The 19,234-nt window shown below is 38.2% G+C and carries 17 protein-coding genes and 1 tRNA gene; 6 read left to right on the top strand and 12 right to left on the bottom strand.

Translation table 11 applies throughout. The annotated features are described in order from the left end of the window. Window positions 1–26: 26 nt before the first annotated feature. The 11 genes from AC1DDK_RS04120 to atpD all read right to left on the bottom strand — a co-directional run bounded on the left by AC1DDK_RS04120 (window position 27) and on the right by atpD (window position 13,184). Window positions 27–1,190, bottom strand: a complete 1,164-nt coding sequence (locus tag AC1DDK_RS04120; RefSeq protein WP_337715844.1) for a 2-isopropylmalate synthase — start codon at window positions 1,188–1,190, stop codon at window positions 27–29. A gap of 11 nt (window positions 1,191–1,201) precedes the next feature. Continuing rightward, a complete protein-coding gene (leuB, locus tag AC1DDK_RS04115; RefSeq protein WP_172660949.1) occupies window positions 1,202–2,293 on the bottom strand; it encodes a 3-isopropylmalate dehydrogenase in 1,092 nt (363 codons plus the stop codon). Continuing rightward, entirely contained in the window at window positions 2,290–3,696 is a 1,407-nt protein-coding gene (locus AC1DDK_RS04110) for an ATP-binding cassette domain-containing protein (protein ID WP_337715842.1), read from the bottom strand. Before AC1DDK_RS04110 ends, leuB begins: the two co-directional genes overlap by 4 nt. A 72-nt stretch (window positions 3,697–3,768) precedes the next feature. Then, on the bottom strand, window positions 3,769–5,250 hold the full coding sequence (gene ilvC, locus AC1DDK_RS04105) for a ketol-acid reductoisomerase (RefSeq protein ID WP_048903939.1): 1,482 nt from the start codon (window positions 5,248–5,250) through the stop codon (window positions 3,769–3,771). Window positions 5,251–5,283: 33 nt separating this feature from the next. Continuing rightward, window positions 5,284–5,751 carry a DinB family protein gene (locus tag AC1DDK_RS04100; protein WP_288879653.1) on the bottom strand — a complete coding sequence of 156 codons (468 nt, stop codon included), beginning with the start codon at window positions 5,749–5,751 and terminating at the stop codon, window positions 5,284–5,286. Window positions 5,752–5,788: 37 nt separating this feature from the next. Then, on the bottom strand, window positions 5,789–6,406 hold the full coding sequence (gene ilvN / locus AC1DDK_RS04095) for an acetolactate synthase small subunit (RefSeq protein WP_172660946.1): 618 nt from the start codon (window positions 6,404–6,406) through the stop codon (window positions 5,789–5,791). Window positions 6,407–6,415: 9 nt separating this feature from the next. Further along, window positions 6,416–8,155 carry a biosynthetic-type acetolactate synthase large subunit gene (gene ilvB, locus AC1DDK_RS04090; RefSeq protein WP_288879655.1) on the bottom strand — a complete coding sequence of 580 codons (1,740 nt, stop codon included), beginning with the start codon at window positions 8,153–8,155 and terminating at the stop codon, window positions 6,416–6,418. 34 nt (window positions 8,156–8,189) lie between these two features. Next, complete coding sequence (gene ilvD / locus AC1DDK_RS04085; RefSeq protein ID WP_288879657.1) at window positions 8,190–9,887, bottom strand: dihydroxy-acid dehydratase; 1,698 nt, start codon at window positions 9,885–9,887, stop codon at window positions 8,190–8,192. 50 nt (window positions 9,888–9,937) lie between these two features. Further along, on the bottom strand, window positions 9,938–10,828 hold the full coding sequence (locus AC1DDK_RS04080) for a branched-chain amino acid transaminase (RefSeq protein WP_172660943.1): 891 nt from the start codon (window positions 10,826–10,828) through the stop codon (window positions 9,938–9,940). A gap of 582 nt (window positions 10,829–11,410) precedes the next feature. Beyond that, window positions 11,411–11,653, bottom strand: a complete 243-nt coding sequence (atpC, locus tag AC1DDK_RS04075) for an ATP synthase F1 subunit epsilon (protein ID WP_048903945.1) — start codon at window positions 11,651–11,653, stop codon at window positions 11,411–11,413. A 25-nt stretch (window positions 11,654–11,678) separates the two neighbouring features. After that, window positions 11,679–13,184 (bottom strand): F0F1 ATP synthase subunit beta, encoded by a 1,506-nt coding sequence (gene atpD, locus AC1DDK_RS04070; protein ID WP_048903946.1) that lies wholly within the window; start codon window positions 13,182–13,184, stop codon window positions 11,679–11,681. 239 nt (window positions 13,185–13,423) lie between these two features. On the opposite strand from atpD, the gene AC1DDK_RS04065 reads away from it, so the two are divergent. From AC1DDK_RS04065 to AC1DDK_RS04040, 6 genes are all read left to right on the top strand, one after another. Then, window positions 13,424–14,326, top strand: coding sequence for an SDR family oxidoreductase (locus tag AC1DDK_RS04065; RefSeq protein WP_337715840.1), 903 nt, complete (start codon window positions 13,424–13,426; stop codon window positions 14,324–14,326). Between the two features lie 92 nt (window positions 14,327–14,418). Further along, window positions 14,419–14,883 (top strand): redoxin domain-containing protein, encoded by a 465-nt coding sequence (locus AC1DDK_RS04060; RefSeq protein WP_172660941.1) that lies wholly within the window; start codon window positions 14,419–14,421, stop codon window positions 14,881–14,883. Window positions 14,884–14,995: 112 nt separating this feature from the next. Further along, a tRNA-Arg gene (locus tag AC1DDK_RS04055) sits at window positions 14,996–15,069 on the top strand. A 511-nt stretch (window positions 15,070–15,580) separates the two neighbouring features. Beyond that, window positions 15,581–16,039, top strand: coding sequence for a mobile mystery protein A (locus AC1DDK_RS04050; RefSeq protein WP_288879667.1), 459 nt, complete (start codon window positions 15,581–15,583; stop codon window positions 16,037–16,039). Further along, window positions 16,030–16,626: a mobile mystery protein B gene (locus tag AC1DDK_RS04045; RefSeq protein WP_477633848.1), complete on the top strand. Its 597-nt coding sequence runs from the start codon at window positions 16,030–16,032 to the stop codon at window positions 16,624–16,626. The genes AC1DDK_RS04050 and AC1DDK_RS04045 overlap by 10 nt, the downstream gene beginning before the upstream one ends. Before the next feature lie 456 nt (window positions 16,627–17,082). Next, window positions 17,083–18,204 carry an ATP-binding protein gene (locus AC1DDK_RS04040; RefSeq protein ID WP_337715836.1) on the top strand — a complete coding sequence of 374 codons (1,122 nt, stop codon included), beginning with the start codon at window positions 17,083–17,085 and terminating at the stop codon, window positions 18,202–18,204. Between the two features lie 304 nt (window positions 18,205–18,508). Here the strand turns inward: AC1DDK_RS04040 and AC1DDK_RS04035 are convergent, their stop codons facing one another. Continuing rightward, the gene (locus AC1DDK_RS04035; RefSeq protein WP_288879671.1) at window positions 18,509–19,207 is read right to left on the bottom strand and encodes a hypothetical protein; all 699 of its coding nucleotides are present in this window, start codon (window positions 19,205–19,207) and stop codon (window positions 18,509–18,511) included. Window positions 19,208–19,234: the final 27 nt, after the last annotated feature.

The following is a 19,234-nucleotide window of genomic DNA, read 5'->3' as shown; positions in this document are numbered from 1 at the left end:
TATGAATTCTTTTTGTGAGATAAAGGTTAAGCTAATTGTTGCTTGTCCATCATTAACAAAAGATCATCATCATTAATATCTAATTTACTATCTGCCACTGTAAGGAAGCGATGGTAGGCTTCGCCCAATTCTTCTTTATTTAAATTAAAGCCTAAGCGCTCCAAATGGAACTTTAAAGCATGACGGCCACTGCGTGCGGTAAGTACAATACTTGCATCAGGGAAACCAACATCTTCCGGGCGTATAATTTCGTAATTTTCGCGGTTTTTTAAGAAACCATCCTGGTGGATACCTGAGCTGTGTGCAAATGCATTGCTTCCAACAATTGCTTTATTTGGTTGTACCGGCATGCGCATTTGCGAACTTACCATACGGCTCAACTCATAAAAGTTTTTAGTGTTGATATTGGTATGCAAACCTAATGTCTGGTGCGTTTTTAAAATCATGACGACCTCTTCAATAGAGGTGTTACCTGCACGTTCTCCGATACCATTAATAGTACCTTCAATTTGACGGGCACCGTTTTGTAAGCCTGCAATTGAATTTGCKGTAGCTAAACCTAAATCATTATGGCAATGCACAGATATAATGGCATTGTCAATGTTTTTTACGTTCTCTTTCAAAAATTTGATTTTGCTTCCGTATTGATCTGGTAAGCAATAACCATTTGTATCTGGTATGTTTACTACAGTAGCACCGGCTGCAATAACTGCTTCTACCATCTGGGCAAGAAAATGTACGTCTGCGCGACCAGCATCTTCTGCATAGAATTCAATATCCTCTACAAATTGCTTGGCATATTTAACGGCTTCAACTGCACGTGCTAAAATATCTTCTCTTGTACTGTTAAATTTATGTTTGATGTGCATATCAGACGAGCCGATACCAGTATGGATCCTCGGACGTTTTGCAAATTTCAATGCAGCAACAGCAGAATCAATATCACCTTTATTTGCACGTGTAAGTGCACAAATGATCGGCTCAGAAACCGCTTTAGAAAGCTCTACAACGCTTTGGAAATCACCTGGACTTGAAATCGGAAAACCTGCTTCAATAATATCCACGCCAAGCGCTTCCAATTCTTTGGCAATTTCTATTTTCTCTGGGGTTGTTAATTGGCAACCCGGCACTTGTTCACCATCACGCAACGTGGTGTCAAACACATAAACTCTATTTGGATCGTGTAACATAATTTTCGTTTTTAGTTAGTATAGGTTTTTTGTGTAATATATTTTAAGACGAGTTTACCCATTTCCTTAGTACCTAATACTTTATAAGGATTTGTGGTGCCGTCGGCAATGTCATTAGTTCTGAAGCCTTCTTTGAGTACTTTGTCAACTGCAGCAACTACTGTTTTGGCTTCTTCTTTTAGTCCAAAACCTATTTCTAGCATTAACGCTACGGATAGGATAGAAGCCAGCGGGTTGGCCAGGTCTTTTCCGGTGATATCATGTGCAGAGCCATGAATTGGTTCAAAGAAACCAGTACCATCACCAATTGAGGCCGAGGCTAACATCCCCATTGAGCCTGCAATCTGCGAAGCTTCATCTGTAAGGATATCACCAAATAAGTTGGCAGTTAGTACTACGTCAAAGCGCTTAGGATCTTTGATCAGTTGCATTGCGGCATTGTCTATAAACATATGTTCGGTTTCAACCTCAGGGTATTCTTTAGCGATAGCCTGTACGGTTGCCCTCCATAACCTGGAGCTTTCAAGTACGTTAGCTTTATCTACCGAACATAACCTTTTGTTACGCTGCATTGCAGCCTGAAAAGCTTTATGTGCTATTCGTTCTATTTCGTATCGGTGATAGATCATTAAATCCGACGCGGTATTTCTATCCTCAGAAAGTGTTTTCTCTCCGAAATAAACGTCGCCTGTCAGCTCTCTGAAAAATAAAATATCTGTACCCTTTAGTATACTTGGTTTAATGCTTGATGCATTTAACAATTCATCAAACAATAAAATAGGGCGTAGGTTGGCATAAAGACCCAATTCTTTACGGATCTTAAGTAAACCTTGCTCCGGGCGTACTTTAAGCGAAGGATCGTTATCATACAAGGCATGCCCTACAGCTCCAAAGAGGATTGCATCACTTTGTTTGGCTTTTTCCAGGGTCTCATCTGGTAATGGGCTGCCTGTTGCTTCAATAGCAGCATGACCCATTAAAGCTTCGTCAAAGGTAAACTCATGGCCAAAATCTTCGGCTATTTGTTCTAAAATGGCTTTCCCCCATGTGGTTACTTCAGGCCCGATGCCATCGCCGGGTATTACTAAGATATTCTTCTTCATAGTACGCTCTCTAATAAGGTTTCGACGGATTTTACTTCACCGTTTTCTAATAAAATTCTTTTCTCAATACAGCCCGGTATCTGTGATTCAAAATGACCAACATAAATCAATGTTGTACCATTTTTGCACAATTCATCTACCAGTTTGTTAAAATGCAATGTTTGTTGCTGGTCTAATCCCTGGCAAGGTTCATCCAATATCAATAGCTCCGGGTTTTTTACAATGGTACGGGCCAATAATGCCAGTCTTTGTTTACCAAGAGGAAGTTCGTTCATCAAGGTATTTTTATATTCATCCAGGCCGAAATAATGAATTAATTCATCGGTTTTAGCCTTTTTTGAATATCCCGGATCACAAAATAAGCCTGAACTATCATAAAAGCCAGAAACAATACTTTGCCAAACAGTTGCTGAAGGATCAAAATACCAGTGCAATTCTGGTGATATTAAACCAATTCGTTCTTTAATCTCCCAGATGCTTTCTCCGCTTCCTCTTTTGTTTCCAAATAAATGAAAATCATTGGCGTAAGCCTGAGGATGATCGCCACAGATTAAACTTAACAAAGTTGATTTTCCAGAGCCGTTATGGCCATGCAACACCCATTTTTCACCCGCTTTAACTTCCCAGTTGATGTTTTTTAACACCTGTTTTTCGCCGTAGCTGATATTTACATTGATCATTCTAATGATCTCTGCAGATGAAGCATTTACAACCGATTCACTCAAAAATGTAGGAACAGGTTTATCAGACGCTTCTATATCATTCCAGGTACGTTCATCAGCAGAAATTTCGACTAATTTGCCTTCCTCAATTGTCGCAATGCGATTGATGCAGCCAGGTAGCTCGGCTTCGTTGCTGATTAAGATCAACTGTGTTCCTGCTTCAGAAATTTCTTCAAGTAAAGCGTTTAAGTTTTTACGGGAAAGTACATCCAGTCCGTTGTAAGGAAGATCAAGTATTAACAACTGCGGTTTTAACCATAAGGCCTTAACCAATTGTAATTTTTTATGTTCTCCGCTGGATAACTGGATAAGTGTGGAGTCTTTTAATTCCGAAAACCCTAGTGCGGCTAGAACCCTATCTACTTCATGAATTGAAAGTGAATGTTTTTTGCCGAAACTTTCCAATTCAGCTTTTACTGTGGCTGTAGTTTCTGTTGATTGCTTATTGTAACGCTGCTGATAATAGAAATTAGACTGGCCTTCCAAGTCTTTAAATTGAAACCAATTGGCCACATAATAGGCGATAGCAGGTAAACTGCTTTGAGGATTAAAGTTGATTTCAATATTACTGTAGCTATGGCCTATACCGGCCATAGCTTTAGCTAATGATGTTTTGCCACTTCCGCTTGTTCCACACAACAACCAATTCTCGTTACGATTTATAGTCCAGTTCAAATCCATTAACACGGGTTTGTGCCGATACTTTAAATTTAGTTTTGTGATATGGACGACGGGCTGTGACATTTAATATTATTATGCTGTTTTTATAGATTTCATTGCAGTCATCGCTTTTCTTAATCTAGCGCCAACTATTTCAACTTCATGAGAACGAAGCGCCTCATTAATTGCAATTAACGTTCTGTTATCAACCGAACCATCTTTACCTTCGTTAAAGTTTTTACCTACTAAATCGGTATCTACTTTAGTCATGAAATCAGCTAGCAAAGGTTTACAAGCATAATCAAATAAGTAACAACCATATTCAGCAGTGTCAGAGATCACACGATTCATTTCGAATAACTTTTTACGCGCAATGGTATTGGCAATAAGTGGTGTTTCGTGTAACGACTCATAGTAAGCTGATTCTGGTTTAATACCAGCCTGAACCATTGTTTCGAAAGCCAATTCAACACCTGCTCTAACAAAAGCAACCATTAAAGTATAGTTGTCAAAATATTCTTGTTCGCCGATTTTTACATCGCCGGCAGGAGTTTTTTCAAAAGCAGTTTCTCCTGTAGCTGCACGCCATGCCAATAAGTTTTTGTCACCAGCAGCCCAGTCTTCCATCATTGTACGGCTAAATTCACCGCTCATGATATCATCCTGATGTTTTTGGAATAGCGGACGCATAATGTCTTTCAATTCTTCTGAAATTTCAAAAGCTTTAACTTTAGCTACATTGCTTAATCTGTCCATCATACCAGAAACACCGCCATGTTTTAATGCTTCAGTAATTACTTCAACACCATACTGAACAAGTTTAGAAGCATAACCAGCATCGATTCCTTTTTCAATCATTTTGTCGAATGAAAGGATTGAGCCAGTTTGTAACAAACCACAAAGGATAGTCTGCTCGCCCATTAAATCTGATTTTACTTCAGCAACAAAAGATGATTTTAAAACACCAGCTCTGTGGCCACCAGTTCCAACGCAGTAAGCTTTAGCTTGTGCTAAACCTTTTCCTTCCGGATCGTTCTCAGGGTGTACAGCGATTAGGGTAGGTACACCAAAACCTCTTACATACTCAGCTCTTACTTCACTTCCCGGGCATTTAGGTGCTACCATGATCACCGTAATATCTTTACGGATCTGCATTCCTTCTTCCACAATGTTAAAACCGTGCGAGTACAATAAAGTAGCACCTTGTTTCATTAGCGGCATAATTGCAGTTACAACTGCAGTATGTTGTTTGTCAGGAGTAAGGTTAATTACTACATCAGCTGTAGGAATTAATTCTTCGTAAGTGCCAACAGTAAAGTTGTTTTCTGTAGCATTTTTCCATGAATCTCTTTTGCCTTCAATAGCTTCTTTTCTTAAAGTATAGGCAACATTTAAACCACTATCTCTTAAATTTAAACCTTGGTTAAGGCCTTGTGCTCCACAACCTACAATTACCAGTTTTTTTCCTTTTAGTGCATTTACGCCATCAAGAAATTCTGAACTGTCCATGAAATCGCAAACACCTAATTGGTTTAATTTTTCTCTAAGAGGTAATGTGTTAAAATAATTTGACATCGTTTTATCGGTTTTTTGTTATAAGGTTCTTATTTACTTTTTATTTAATGCTTTCTTAATCGATGATGCACAGCCATAGTGGTAAGCATCATGTATCGGAAAAAACTGTACTGCTTCAATTGTGCTTTTTAGTTCTATTCCATAGCTTGTAGTACGCACTATGTAACTTACAAAAACATTGTTGTTCAGATCTTCTGCCAGCTTATCAATAGTGCTAAGCGCCAGGTCTTTTAAAATGTTTATTTCTTCGGCTTCAATGAACTTTTCCGGCTTTGTTCCTTTTTGATAATCCAGAATATACTGAGCCTCTATAACAGGGGCAACATTGGCCAGTTTATAACAAAGTATCTGCTGACTGCTTATAATATGGCCAAAGTTCCAAATTATATTGTTGTTAAAGCCTGCGGGCACCTCATTTACCTCTTCAATCGTTGATGTTTCTATCAACTCAATAAAGTTTTTCCTGGTTTGTATAATCGTTTTAAAAAGAGTGTTTTCCATTTTATTAGTTCTGTAATGCCTATTCGCCTGCTACGAATTACATGCTAAATACATTCTTCTCTTTATCAAGGAATTCATTTTCAATCACATCCTCGCCTGGTTCTCTGCGCTCAAATTCTCTAAGCTTGCGGTTAAAACCTTCACTGTCTTTAATAATGGCAACCCTTGCACTTCTTACAAACTCAATTAGTCCGTGAGGTTGTAGCACCTCAATCAGTTTATCAGTTTCTTCTCTGTGTCCGGTGGTTTCAAAAACAGTATAGTCTTTACGGATCACTACTGCTCTTGCGCCATATTCGCGAAGCAAACGCTCTACCGATACTTTTTCTGCAATCGTATCTGTAGGTACTTTATACAAAGCCATTTCCTGCCAGATGATGTCTTCGTTAGTATTGTAATATACTTTCAATACCTCTACCTGCTTTTCTATCTGACGGGCCAGTTTACGAACCACCTCTTCTGTTTCATGGATCAGAATATTGAAACGGTGAATGTGTTCAATTTCTGAAGGAGAGGTGTTTAAACTTTCAATGTTAATTTTTCTTCTGGAGAAGATGATGGCTATACGGTTAAGTATGCCGATTCTATTTTCGGTATATGCAGTAATCGTAAATTCCTGTTTTCCGGTTATTTCTATATCGTTGGAATTGCTCATGATCTTTAATTATTTAAGTCTGATTTCGCTTACACTACTTCCTTGTGGAACCATAGGGAACACATTATGTTCTTTGGCAACCATTACTTCTAAAAGGTAAGAACCTTTGTGGTCTAACATTTCTTGTAATGCTGCAACAAGGTCTTCACGCTCTGAAACTTTTTTGCCTGCGATGTAGTAAGAATCAGCAAGTTTTACAAAATCAGGACTGGTGATGTCTACAAAAGAATAACGTTTTTCGTGGAATAACTGCTGCCACTGACGAACCATTCCCAAGAATCTGTTGTTCAAAATCATGATTTTAACGTCGATGCCACTTTGCATAATGGTTCCTAATTCCTGGCAAGTCATCTGGAAACCACCATCACCAATAATGGCAACTACTGTACGCTCCGGAGCACCGAATTTAGCACCAATTGCAGCCGGTAAACCAAAGCCCATAGTACCTAAGCCACCGCTGGTAATATTGCTTCTTGTTTGGTTAAACTTGGCATAGCGGCAAGCAACCATTTGATGTTGGCCAACATCGGTAACAATAACAGCATCACCTTTGGTTAGCTCATTTAATTTATTGATAACCTCGCCCATGGTAAGCTCTCCGCTTTCCGGGTTTAGTTCTTTTTGTATTACGGTTTCTTGCTCAGTTTTATCAAAAGCCCTGAATTCCTCTACCCATTCAGTATGCGATTTCTGATCAACCAAAGCAGTTAAGAATGGTAAAGTTTCTTTACAATCGCCCCAAACAGGAACGTCTGCTTTTACGTTTTTATCAATTTCGGCCGGGTCAATATCCAAATGAATAACCTTTGCCTGTTTTGCATACTTATCTAAGCGGCCTGTAACACGGTCGTCGAAACGCATTCCTATTGCAATTAAAACATCGCAAGCGTTAGTTTGTACGTTAGGGCCATAGTTACCATGCATACCAAGCATACCAACATTTAACGGATGATCTGTAGGGATGGCACCGGCACCTAGTATTGTCCATGCTGCCGGAATACCGCTTTTCTCTACAAAAGCTTTAAATTCTTGTTCTGCATTACCTAATAAAACACCTTGTCCGAATAGGATGAAAGGTTTTTTTGCTCCGTTAATTAACGCTGCAGCCTCCTCAATATATTCTTTTCTGATCAAAGGTTTAGGGCGGTAGCTACGGATGTGTTCGCAAGGAGTATATCCTTCGTATTCGAACATTTGTAACTGCGCATTTTTGGTAATATCAATTAAAACCGGACCTGGTCTTCCACTGCGTGCGATATAAAAAGCTTTTGCAAGAACACTAGGAATTTCATTGGCATCAGTTACCTGATAGTTCCATTTTGTAACCGGAGTGGTGATGTTAATTACATCAGTTTCCTGGAAAGCATCTGTTCCTAAAAGGTGTGCAAAAACCTGGCCTGTGATGCAAACCATAGGAGTACTGTCTATCTGAGCATCAGCCAAACCTGTTACCAGGTTTGTTGCGCCAGGACCGCTGGTTGCAAAAACAACACCGACTTTGCCTGAAGTACGTGCATAACCTTGACCAGCGTGTGTGCCGCCTTGCTCATGACGTACTAAAATATGTTGTAATTTTTCTTTGTAATCGTATAGCGCATCATAAATTGGCATGATGGCGCCGCCCGGGTAACCAAAAATGGTATCGGTACCCTCAGCTATTAATCCTTCCAATAAAGCCACAGAGCCTGAAACAGTTGTTGTTTTTTTAGGTTCTGTTAAGGTTGTTGTTTCCTCGTGTGCTGTATCCATTGTTGTATGTTTAGGGTATAGGTTTTCTAATTAATTAATCATTGTAGGCATCAGTAACGCAGCCTTCGCTGGCATTGCTTACTTGTTTAAGGTATTTATAGAGCACTCCTTTTGTGACGGGTGGTGGCAACTGTTTCCAAACCGCTCGGCGGGTAGCCAGCTGCTCTTCAGTTAAATGAACATCAATTGAATTGTTTACTGCATCAATAGTGATGATGTCATCATCATGAACTAATGCGATGTTTCCGCCATCCCATGCTTCAGGAGTGATGTGGCCTACTACAAAACCATGAGTACCACCCGAAAAACGACCATCTGTAATTAAAGCCACAGTTTTACCTAATCCTGCACCTATAATAACCGAAGTTGGCTTTAGCATTTCAGGCATACCCGGAGCTCCTTTAGGACCAACCTGTCTGATTACTACAACGTCTCCGCTCTTTACTTTTCCACTTTGAATTCCTGCAATCAGCTTCTGCTCTCCGTCAAACACGCGGGCAGGGCCTACAAATTTTTCGCCTTCTTTACCACTGATCTTAGCTACAGCACCTTTAGTTGCAAGGTTCCCGTAAAGCATTTGTAAGTGACCGGTTTCTTTAATCGGTTCTGTTACAGGGAATATAATTTTTTGATTATCGAAGTCAAGATCTACAGCATCTGCTACGTTTTCTGCCAATGTTTTACCAGTAACAGTGATACAGTCGCCATGAACTAAACCAACTTTTATCAGGTACTTTAAAACCGCAGGGACACCGCCAATTTCATGCAGATCTTCCATCAGGTAAGTTCCGCTTGGTTTTAGATCACCAAGTACCGGAGTGCTGTCGCTGATTTTTTGGAAATCACTAAGTTGTAAATTTAAGCCTACCGATTTAGCCATTGCAATTAAGTGCAATACTGCATTGGTAGAACCACCTAAAACCATAACAGTAACGATAGCATTGTGGAATGACCTTTCTGTCATGATATCTGAAGGAAGGATATTTCTTTCCAATAGAATTCTGATTGCTTTACCGGCTTCTAAGCACTCATTTCTTTTTTCTTCGCTTAATGCAGGATATGAGGAGCTGTAAGGCAAACTCATACCTAAGGCTTCAATAGCAGAAGCCATAGTGTTAGCTGTATACATACCTCCGCAAGCACCTGCACCAGGACAAGCATTTCTGATTACACCCTGAAAATCCTCTTCTTCTAAGTTACCTGCAAGTTTTTGACCCAATGCCTCAAAAGCAGACACAATGTTTAATGCTTTACCCTTGTAGTTCCCAGAGTGGATACTTCCACCGTAAACCATGATAGAAGGGCGATTTAAACGGCCCATTGCCATGATAGATCCCGGCATATTTTTGTCGCAGCCAGGTATAGTGATCAATCCATCGTAGTATTGCCCACCACAAATGGTTTCAATTGAATCGGCAATAACATCTCTTGAAACTAAGGAATAACGCATTCCATCTGTTCCGTTAGACATACCATCACTAACACCAATAGTGCTGAATGTTAAACCGACCATGTCATTTTTCCATACACCATCTTTAACGATTTTGGCTAAATCATTTAAATGCATGTTGCAGGTGTTTCCATCATATCCCATGCTGGCAATACCAACCTGAGCTTTATCCATATCTGCTTTAGTTAAACCAATTCCGTACAACATTGCTTGTGCAGCCGGTTGTGTTGGGTCTTGTGTAAAAGTTTTACTGTAGCGATTGATTTCTGGTGTTTGTGACATATTATGTGGTTAGGTCTTTTTTGTTATTTACTTATTATATTATGTAGTAGTTATATGATTACTTCGTAGTTCTGTTTTTCTAATACCAGGGATTTATAGGTACGCTGTATGGTTGCACCAACGCTATCGGTCCATTTTAATGGGAAAGTATATTCGTCTACCGATCCTATTCCTGCAATTTCAGTAGCTGTACCACAGAAAAATGCGCTATCCGCATGTTTCAGGTCTTTTACTGATAAGTGTTTCTCAATAATTTCTATATCTAAAATATGGCATAGTTCAATTACTGTAGCACGGGTAATACCTGGTAAAATGTTTCCAAGAGGAGGGGTGTATAACCTGCCATTTTTTTCGATAAAGATATTTGCACCCGGGGCTTCAGCAACGTTGCCATACATATCAAGCAACAAGGCCTCATCAAATCCTTTACGTTTGGCCTCTGTAGTGGCTAGTATGGAGTTAACATAGTTGCCGCTAACCTTAGCCTCAATAGGAGTTGATTTAGGATTTGGACGTTCAAAACTTGATACGCAAACTTTAAGCAGTTTATGTCCAAGATAAGCTTCCCAATCCCACACGCAGATCATGATTGAAGCTTCTTTTGCAGCAACCAATGACATAGCAGGTGGACAGTATATTAAAGGACGGATATAAGCATCCTTTAAATTGTTGATTTCTAATAACCTGTAGGTTTGTTTAATTAATTTATTTATGTCCCATGTAAATGGAATATGAACTAATTCTGCAGAGCGTTTTAATCTTTCGAAATGTTCTCTTGCCTTAAAAATACGGGTGCCATTGTGAGTGGAGTAGGCCCTTATTCCTTCAAAAACTGCATAGCCGTAGTGTAACGACTGACCATACAAATCGGCGTTTGAGTCGGCCGCTTTTTCGAACCGCCCGTTTAAGTAAAGTATGGTATTTGAATTGAAATATTGCATTTTTTGTCAGGTATGTTTTTGTATTTTAGATGTTTCATTAAAAAAGCGCCACTTGTGGTGGCGCTCTAGTATATTTTAAGTATTCAATATTCCTTTATAGCGCCTTATCCTTCTGAATAATCAGTAGGAGAATTAGGTTGACAATTACAGTAAATAAGACGTTGACTGAAAGATTCATATCGTTGTTTAATTTCTTGTTGTTTTATAGAATCCAATTTACCTCTTGGCGGTTAAACTATCAATAGGTGAATGAAAATAAATGAAAAAAAATATAATTCTTTATTTTACATATATTTAAGAATATAATTCTTAAATATATGTAAAATTCATATCTTAACATGGTGGTCGCTATACCAAATATGAAATCGGTATTCGGTATAGGTGTTATGCTAGCATTATAAATTTGCGCAAATTCTTCTTAAAATGTGGAAAACCTTAAAAAAGTTGGTTGAAATTTTGATTTTTTTAGAGGGGATTTTTCAAGTTTTCGTCATCTCGACGAGAGTATTAATAAAAAACTATAAATAAAAAAAAAGCCCTTTGAAATTTCAAAGGGCTTTTAGAATATTGTATGATTAAATATTAAGCAACCCCTTCGGCTAACACAATAATTTTGTTTTTTAAAACTTCAACTACACCGCCTTTAATAGTAAAGGTTTGATCGCCAGTTTTGCATTTAATAATTACAGGTCCATCTTCTAAAGTTGAAATAATAGGTGCATGGTCATGTAGTATCTGAAAAGATCCCATGGTACCAGGAACAGTAACTGCAGTTACGTCACCTTCAAAAACTTTCTTATCTGGGGTTAATATTTCTAATGTCATATATATATTATGTACGCTTTAAAAATTAAGCGTTTGCTTCAGCTAATAGTTTTTTACCTTTTTCAATAGCCTCTTCAATGCTTCCAACTAAGTTAAATGCAGCTTCAGGATATTCATCAACTTCACCATCCATGATCATGTTAAATCCTTTGATGGTATCTTTAATGTCAACCAATACGCCTTTCAAGCCTGTAAATTGCTCAGCAACGTGGAATGGCTGAGACAAGAAACGCTGAACACGACGTGCACGTGATACAACTAATTTATCTTCTTCAGATAACTCGTCCATACCAAGGATTGCAATGATATCTTGTAATTCTTTGTAGCGTTGTAATGTTTCTTTAACACGTTGAGCTGTGTTGTAGTGCTCATCACCTAAAACAGCCGGAGATAAGATACGTGAGGTAGAATCCAATGGATCCACCGCAGGGTAGATACCTAGCTCAGCAATTTTACGAGATAATACTGTTGTAGCATCTAAGTGGGCGAAAGTTGTAGCCGGAGCCGGGTCAGTTAAATCATCCGCAGGTACATAAACAGCCTGTACAGAAGTAATTGAACCGCGTTTAGTTGAAGTAATACGCTCTTGCATTAAACCCATCTCAGTAGCAAGGGTTGGTTGGTAACCTACAGCAGAAGGCATACGGCCTAATAGTGCAGATACCTCAGAACCAGCCTGAGTGAAACGGAAGATGTTGTCAACGAAGAAAAGGATATCTTTTCCAGCGCCTTCGCCATCACCATCACGGAAATATTCAGCAACTGTTAATCCTGATAATGCTACACGAGCACGTGCACCAGGAGGCTCGTTCATTTGACCGAATACCAATGTTGCTTTTGATTCTTTTAATTTTTCAGTATCAACTTTACTCAAATCCCATCCGCCTTTTTCCATTGAATGAAGGAAGTCTTCACCATAGTTGATTACACCAGACTCGATAAACTCACGTAAAAGGTCATTACCTTCACGAGTACGCTCACCTACACCAGCGAATACAGATAAACCAGCATATGCTTTCGCAATGTTGTTTACCAATTCCATGATCAATACCGTTTTACCTACCCCAGCACCACCGAACAAACCGATTTTACCACCTTTTGCATAAGGCTCTAATAAATCGATTACTTTAATACCTGTAAAAAGTACTTCAGTTTCAGTTGATAACTCATCAAATCTAGGAGGAGCATTGTGGATTGGTCTGCCACCGGTTTTGCTAACAGTATTAATACCATCGATAGCTTCACCAACAACATTGAATAAGCGACCTTTAATTTGATCACCAACTGGCATTTGAATAGGAGCACCAGTATCTAATGCTTTCATTCCACGAACCAAACCATCGGTCGAGTCCATTGCAATTGCACGTACGCGGTCTTCACCGAGATGTTGTTGAACTTCTAAAACGACTTTCTGTCCGTTTTCTTTTTCAATCTCTAATGCAGAGAAAATTTGAGGTAAATGAGCATCGTCAGCAAAACTCACGTCAACTACCGGTCCTATAATCTGCGCTATTTTTCCAATGTTAGGCATATATTGTTTTGGGTAAAATTATAAATATCAATTTGTTAAAGGCTGTTTTATGGGCCTACAATTCGGTTTGCAAAGTTAAAATTTTTATACAAGAAATACATATATAAATAAAAAGTTTTTCCACAGTTTTTTAATCAATAATTTAGCCGGTATTATTGAGGCTTTAATTATGCCTTTTAAAGCATTAAATAGTGATTTTTGCTGCATTGGCAGCTGTTGAAAATTGTAAATAAACATTAATGAAAACCATACTAGTTACAGGAAGTAATGGCCTTTTGGGTCAGAAAATAACAGAGCGGTTATCTGCTACGAAGCAATTTAAGTTAATTGCAACATCAAAAGGGGCTGATCGTTTTCCTGTTAAAGATGGATATATGTATGCCGAAATGGACATTCTGGATCCGCAGAACGTGAAGGAAGTTGTCGGGCATTATAAGCCTGATGCCATCATTCATACTGCTGCCATGACCAACGTGGATACTTGCGAAGATCAAAAGGAATTGGCTTATCAGTTGAATGTGGAATCGGTAAAAACACTGATCTCAGTTTGCGAAGAACATGATATCCAGTTGGTGCATTTGTCGACCGATTTTATTTTTGATGGGGCAAAAGGCCCTTACGATGAAGAGGCTGACCCAAATCCTTTAAGTTATTATGGACAAACGAAGGTCGAGGCAGAGAACATTATTAAAGCGTCTAATTGCAGATGGGCAATTTTGCGTACTATATTAGTATATGGTATAGTAAGTGATATGAGCCGCAGTAATATCGTACTATGGGCAAAGGGAGCTTTAGAAAAAGGTTCACCAATAAACGTGGTTAATGATCAATGGCGCATGCCTACACTTGCAGAGGATTTGGCTGATTGCTGCCTGCTTGCAGTTGAGAAGGATGCACAGGGGATATACAATGCTTCGGGGAAGGATATGATGAGTATTTCTGAACTGGTAGCAAGAGTAGCTGATTATTGGAAGCTTGATAAAAGCATGATCAATGAGATCAGTGCAGAAACACTTAATCAAACAGCAAAAAGACCTGTAAGAACAGGTTTTGTTTTAGACAAGACTATTCGAGACCTGGGTTATAATCCACACAGTTTTGAAGAAGGGCTGATAATTCTGGATCAGCAATTAAAGAAGTAGGTGCAGAGGGGTCAGTGTTTTCTCATCTTTAGTATTTGATTTGAAAGAAGAGGATCACAGATTTATATTTGAACAATAAACTTAATTATACTATGGCATTACAAGTTGGCGATAAAGCGCCGGATTTTAAATTATTTAGTTCTGAGTTGAAAGAGGTGTCTCTTTCAGATTATCAAGGGAAAAAAGTAGTTGTTCATTTTTTTCCTATGGCATTTACAGGTGTTTGTACTGCTCAATTATGTACAATGAGAGATAGCTTTGGCTATTATGAAGGAATGAATGCTGCTGTTGTTGGCATTTCTGTTGATTCTCCTTTTACCCTGGCTAAATTCAAAGAAGATCAAGCTTACCAATTTCCGTTACTTTCTGATTTTAATAAAGAAATATCTCAGGCTTACGGTGCATTTTACGAAGATTTTGTCTTCAATTTAAAGGGCGTTTCTAAAAGAGCAGCGTTTGTTTTGAACGAAGAAGGAAAAATTATCCATTCAGAAGTTTTAGAAGATGCTGGTAATATGCCTGATTTTGATGCGATTAAGAAAGCAGTAGAAGCATAATACAGTTCTGCAAGAGTAATGCTCTGAATAATTTTATAAAAAATATTGCTATTTTGAATTTCAAGCATTACTTTTGCAGTCCGTTAACGAAACGGAGTTATAACAAAAAAACGCATTTGTAGCTCAATTGGATAGAGCATCTCACTACGGATGAGAAGGTTTGGGGTTCGAATCCCTACAAGTGCACAAACAAAGTTTCCCATATGGGAAGGATTCTTGAAAATCTTTATAAGGCCTTTAGATGATCTCTAGAGGCTTTTTTGCTTCATGGCCATTCGCCTGACACCTGATACAAGCTCAGTTTGACGCGACTACGGTATTACATAAAAAGGGTCAATCCTAAAACTTGTGGAGCAGAGGTTAAGAATATAGCTTTGCATTTTATATTTAGTCATCAGCTACTGCATCCTTGCTCAGATTATTTCTACCAGATTTTTAACTAGAGAATTTTGGTTCTACTAATAATGACCTTATTCTAACTCTTTTTTTAGAAAAGCTTAAGCGCATTCCTAAAATGCAATTTTTTGTTGTTCTCACTATTCCGTTACTTCGTGAGGCGAGTTGATTAATAGTCATTTGTAATTAATTAAAATATAGGTAAAAAAAATAGGTTAAGCTATAGTTTTACTTTTATTTAGTTTTGTAAAGTTATATGCTTACATTTATTGGTAGATTGTCAAGTTAAAACTTTACTTATATGGGAAAACAGTCATTAATGATTCAACAGCTTAATAATAAATTACTAAGCTTTGTTACCTTAAAGCAGGTTGCTGTTCCACCGACTGGTTGGATTAAAGCCATTCGTACTACTCTAGGTATGTCAATGCAACAATTGGGGAATAAATTGTCGATTACCAAACAAGGTATTTTGGACATTGAAAAAAGAGAAAAGGATGGTTCGATCACGCTAAAATCCTTAAGAGAGGTGGGAAGGGTATTAGATATGGAATTGGTTTATGGCTTTATACCAAAGGATGGTTCGTTAGATACTTTAATAGAAAAAAAGGCAATGGAGCTAGCTTCGAAAATCGTTTTACGTACATCAAACACCATGAAATTAGAAGACCAGGAGAATTCCAAGGAAAGAATTGAAAAAGCAATAAAGGAGAGAACCGAAGATATAAAAAATAACATGCCTAAAATTTTATGGGATTAGATATAGTTTATATTGATGGACAAACCCCATTGGACGAAGAKGAAAAAGAAGGTTTGCTAATCCCTGCCATTGCAACCAGGGAAGAGCTGGATGAGTTTGAACAGCAGAATATCGAAGAAGCGATACAATGGACTTTGAGCAGAAATTTTAAACGAAATAGCCTCCTTACAGAAGCTTTTGTCAAGGACGTGCATAAACGAATGTATAGGAATGTTTGGGCATGGGCAGGGGATTTCCGCAAAACAAATAAGAACATTGGCGTTGACAGATGGCAAGTCGCTGTTGAATTAAAGTCGCTGTTAGACGATGCCAGATTTTGGATTGATAATGATGTTTTTTCTCCTGATGAAATAGCAGTTCGGTTTAAACACCGTATAGTTAGTATTCACTGTTTTTCAAATGGAAATGGACGACATAGCCGGCTGATGGCTGATATTATTATCGAAAAAATGTTTAATGGGAATATATTTACATGGGGAGCAGGGAGTCTTTCTAAAGAAAGCGAAAATCGAAATATCTACCTCAATTCATTAAAGGCCGCAGACAATGGGAACTACGCATTACTTTTGTCATTTGCCAGATCGTAATCCATAATATTACGATTTTTAATTATTCAAGAAATTGGTGTGTTCGAAGTATATCTAAGGGCACTGAAAGCCTTAGAGAAATCTAAGGCTTTTTTTGCGTTTAAGTATTTTTTGACCCTTATTGGTCTATATGCTAACCCCAAATTTTACTTATACAGTTTTCTGGATGCTGCGGAATTCAATTTTCTTATGATAAAACAGAATAAGGAGTTCTATGCTTGCACAAGGTAATCTGATTCCATTTGGGAAATTGCCGCTAGTACAGATTCCCAAATGGGCAGAGCTGTTTCTTCGCTTCAGAGTTATGAATAATTTCAGAAAGTTAACCTTTTAGGAACTGTGGGTATGTTATTCAATAACCCCATTATGATAATATGTTTAAATTCCCTAAAAAAGGCAATATTTGGGGATTGTATTCCCTTAATATTGCTATATTTGGGGAATAGAATTTGTGTCATGATTAAAAGAGCCTTGCAAAAGACCTTAGAAAGTAAGGTTGATTTTAAAAAAGCTATTGTGATATTAGGGCCGAGGCAGGTGGGGAAAACTACGCTGATTACTAAGATAGCAGCTTCATTAAATGAGAATTATCTTTATATCAATGGAGATGATCCAGCTACACGAACAGCGTGGAACAATCCTACACAGGCTTTTATCAATAATTACATCGGCAGTTACAAAGTAGTTGTATTTGATGAGGCGCAGCGTCTTGAAAATATTGGCCTTAGTGCTAAGATGATTATTGATGCGAAAAAAGATATACAACTTTTTATATCCGGATCCTCGGCATTGGAAATAGCCAGTAAAATCAATGAGCCGCTCACCGGTCGTAAATGGGAATATCGGTTATATCCGTTATCCTGGAGAGAATTAAAAGACCAATATTCCTTTGCTAAAGTTCATTCAAGGCTGGAAGAATTTTTAATAACAGGAATGTACCCTGATGTGATTAACAATCCTGATAGTGCAATTGAGACCTTAAATAACCTAGCTGGGAGCTACTTGTATAAAGATATTTTAGAGTCAGGTGGCATCCGCAGGCCAGAAGCATTATTAAAACTTTTACAGGCACTGGCATGGCAGGTGGGTAATGAAGTTTCGTATAATGAACTTGCAAGGATTGTGGGTATAGACAAGGCCACAGTTAACAATTACATTGATTTGCTGGAAAAGTCGTTTGTTATCTTTCGTTTAAATCCACTTGCAAGAAATTTGCGCAATGAGATCAGTACTTCCCGCAAAATCTATTTTTACGACAATGGGATCAGGAACAGCATCATTAACAATTTTGCACCTATTGCACAGCGTAATGACATTGGTGCTTTGTGGGAAAACTTTATTATTAGTGAACGCAAAAAGAATCTGGCTTACACCGGCTTTTATGGCAATACCTACTTTTGGCGTACAGTGGATAAAGCCGAGATTGATTACCTAGAGGAGCAGGACAATAAACTAAGTGCTTTTGAACTTAAATGGAATTCTAAAGTGAAAGTAAAATTTCCTACTTCGTTTATGGAAAAATACAGCCCTGAAACGTCATCTGCAATTAACAGGGATAATTACTGGGAGTTTTTATAGGTCATGACTTTTACACTAGGTAAATGTACAAGGCGACTTTTATGTTGAAAAGGACTCTTGTATTTTATGTGGTGCATCTGAAGTAGAGGCAATGGGCTTAATGGCACATTCTGGAGGAGGTTGTTATTCTATAATTATGTTTGTACTTGGGCGGAAAGAAATACAATAATTCGGTCACAGCTTAAGTTGCAAAATGTTAGTCTCACATCAATAAAAAAATCTCACTATTCCCTCATTAATTTATAATAAAATAGCGTTGAAAGCATTTAGGTTTTAGAAATAAAAACCCCTGCTTTAATCTATACTAATTTAGCTTGGGTGGAGCAATCATCCGTTTAATTTTCATGGTTTGGGGAACGCGGAAAAAATCAAATGGGACATTGACCCGCTTGATTTCCTTTGCTTCCATGCCTTCAAATAATGTGTTGGCCGCATTTTTTTTATATAAACCTAAAAAACCGTTGGGTACCTGATCAATGAATGTAAAAAGGTACCAGGGAGTTTTGGGTATATTCTCCGATACATAAACCTCATATGCGGCATCCACAAGTTTTTTTTGAGGATGAAAAACAAGCTTATTACATGTCATTCCCAAGAGTTCAAAATTTCCTTCAGCTTTCAACGCCTTATAGTCATTAGCCCATAAAATGATCGGAAATTCATCATTTGAAAGTTCATAAAGGTCTGGCATTTGCTGTGCGGCGGAAAGCCCTTCTCTGGCCAGGTTGTCATAAATACTATAGCGGTGAGGGGCGCTGAAGTCGCCAATTTCCCAGTGATCTGCTGCGTATTGGAGCCGGTAGGCTGAATCTGTATAATAGAGTGTTGCCTTTCCATATTTTGCTATATCGGCAAATTTTGCATCTCGCTTAATAAGTGTATCGGATGACTTGTACAAGTATTGGTATTCGATTTTCCACACCGATAGGGAATCCTGAGCGTTTAAGACTGTACTTCCAGAGATTAGCCAAAGGACAAGAATAATCAGGTGCTTTCTATACATGGTTTCTTACTAATTTAAAGCCGCTAC

It is taken from the genome of Pedobacter sp. 05T44 (genome assembly GCF_056395985.1).
The sequence above is the reverse complement of the archived record's forward strand: the minus strand, read 5'-3'. Positions and strand labels throughout refer to the sequence as shown.

What these genes read in the sequence shown, in the direction of transcription:
- leuB (WP_172660949.1), bottom strand. Translation starts at nt 2,293, where the DNA reads ATGAAGAAGAATATCTTAGTAATACCCGGCGATGGCATCGGGCCTGAA.
- AC1DDK_RS04110 (WP_337715842.1), bottom strand. Translation starts at nt 3,696, where the DNA reads ATGGATTTGAACTGGACTATAAATCGTAACGAGAATTGGTTGTTGTGT.
- ilvC (WP_048903939.1), bottom strand. Translation starts at nt 5,250, where the DNA reads ATGTCAAATTATTTTAACACATTACCTCTTAGAGAAAAATTAAACCAA.
- AC1DDK_RS04100 (WP_288879653.1), bottom strand. Translation starts at nt 5,751, where the DNA reads ATGGAAAACACTCTTTTTAAAACGATTATACAAACCAGGAAAAACTTT.
- ilvN (WP_172660946.1), bottom strand. Translation starts at nt 6,406, where the DNA reads ATGAGCAATTCCAACGATATAGAAATAACCGGAAAACAGGAATTTACG.
- ilvB (WP_288879655.1), bottom strand. Translation starts at nt 8,155, where the DNA reads ATGGATACAGCACACGAGGAAACAACAACCTTAACAGAACCTAAAAAA.
- ilvD (WP_288879657.1), bottom strand. Translation starts at nt 9,887, where the DNA reads ATGTCACAAACACCAGAAATCAATCGCTACAGTAAAACTTTTACACAA.
- AC1DDK_RS04080 (WP_172660943.1), bottom strand. Translation starts at nt 10,828, where the DNA reads ATGCAATATTTCAATTCAAATACCATACTTTACTTAAACGGGCGGTTC.
- atpC (WP_048903945.1), bottom strand. Translation starts at nt 11,653, where the DNA reads ATGACATTAGAAATATTAACCCCAGATAAGAAAGTTTTTGAAGGTGAC.
- atpD (WP_048903946.1), bottom strand. Translation starts at nt 13,184, where the DNA reads ATGCCTAACATTGGAAAAATAGCGCAGATTATAGGACCGGTAGTTGAC.
- AC1DDK_RS04065 (WP_337715840.1), top strand. Translation starts at nt 13,424, where the DNA reads ATGAAAACCATACTAGTTACAGGAAGTAATGGCCTTTTGGGTCAGAAA.
- AC1DDK_RS04060 (WP_172660941.1), top strand. Translation starts at nt 14,419, where the DNA reads ATGGCATTACAAGTTGGCGATAAAGCGCCGGATTTTAAATTATTTAGT.
- AC1DDK_RS04050 (WP_288879667.1), top strand. Translation starts at nt 15,581, where the DNA reads ATGGGAAAACAGTCATTAATGATTCAACAGCTTAATAATAAATTACTA.
- AC1DDK_RS04040 (WP_337715836.1), top strand. Translation starts at nt 17,083, where the DNA reads ATGATTAAAAGAGCCTTGCAAAAGACCTTAGAAAGTAAGGTTGATTTT.
- AC1DDK_RS04035 (WP_288879671.1), bottom strand. Translation starts at nt 19,207, where the DNA reads ATGTATAGAAAGCACCTGATTATTCTTGTCCTTTGGCTAATCTCTGGA.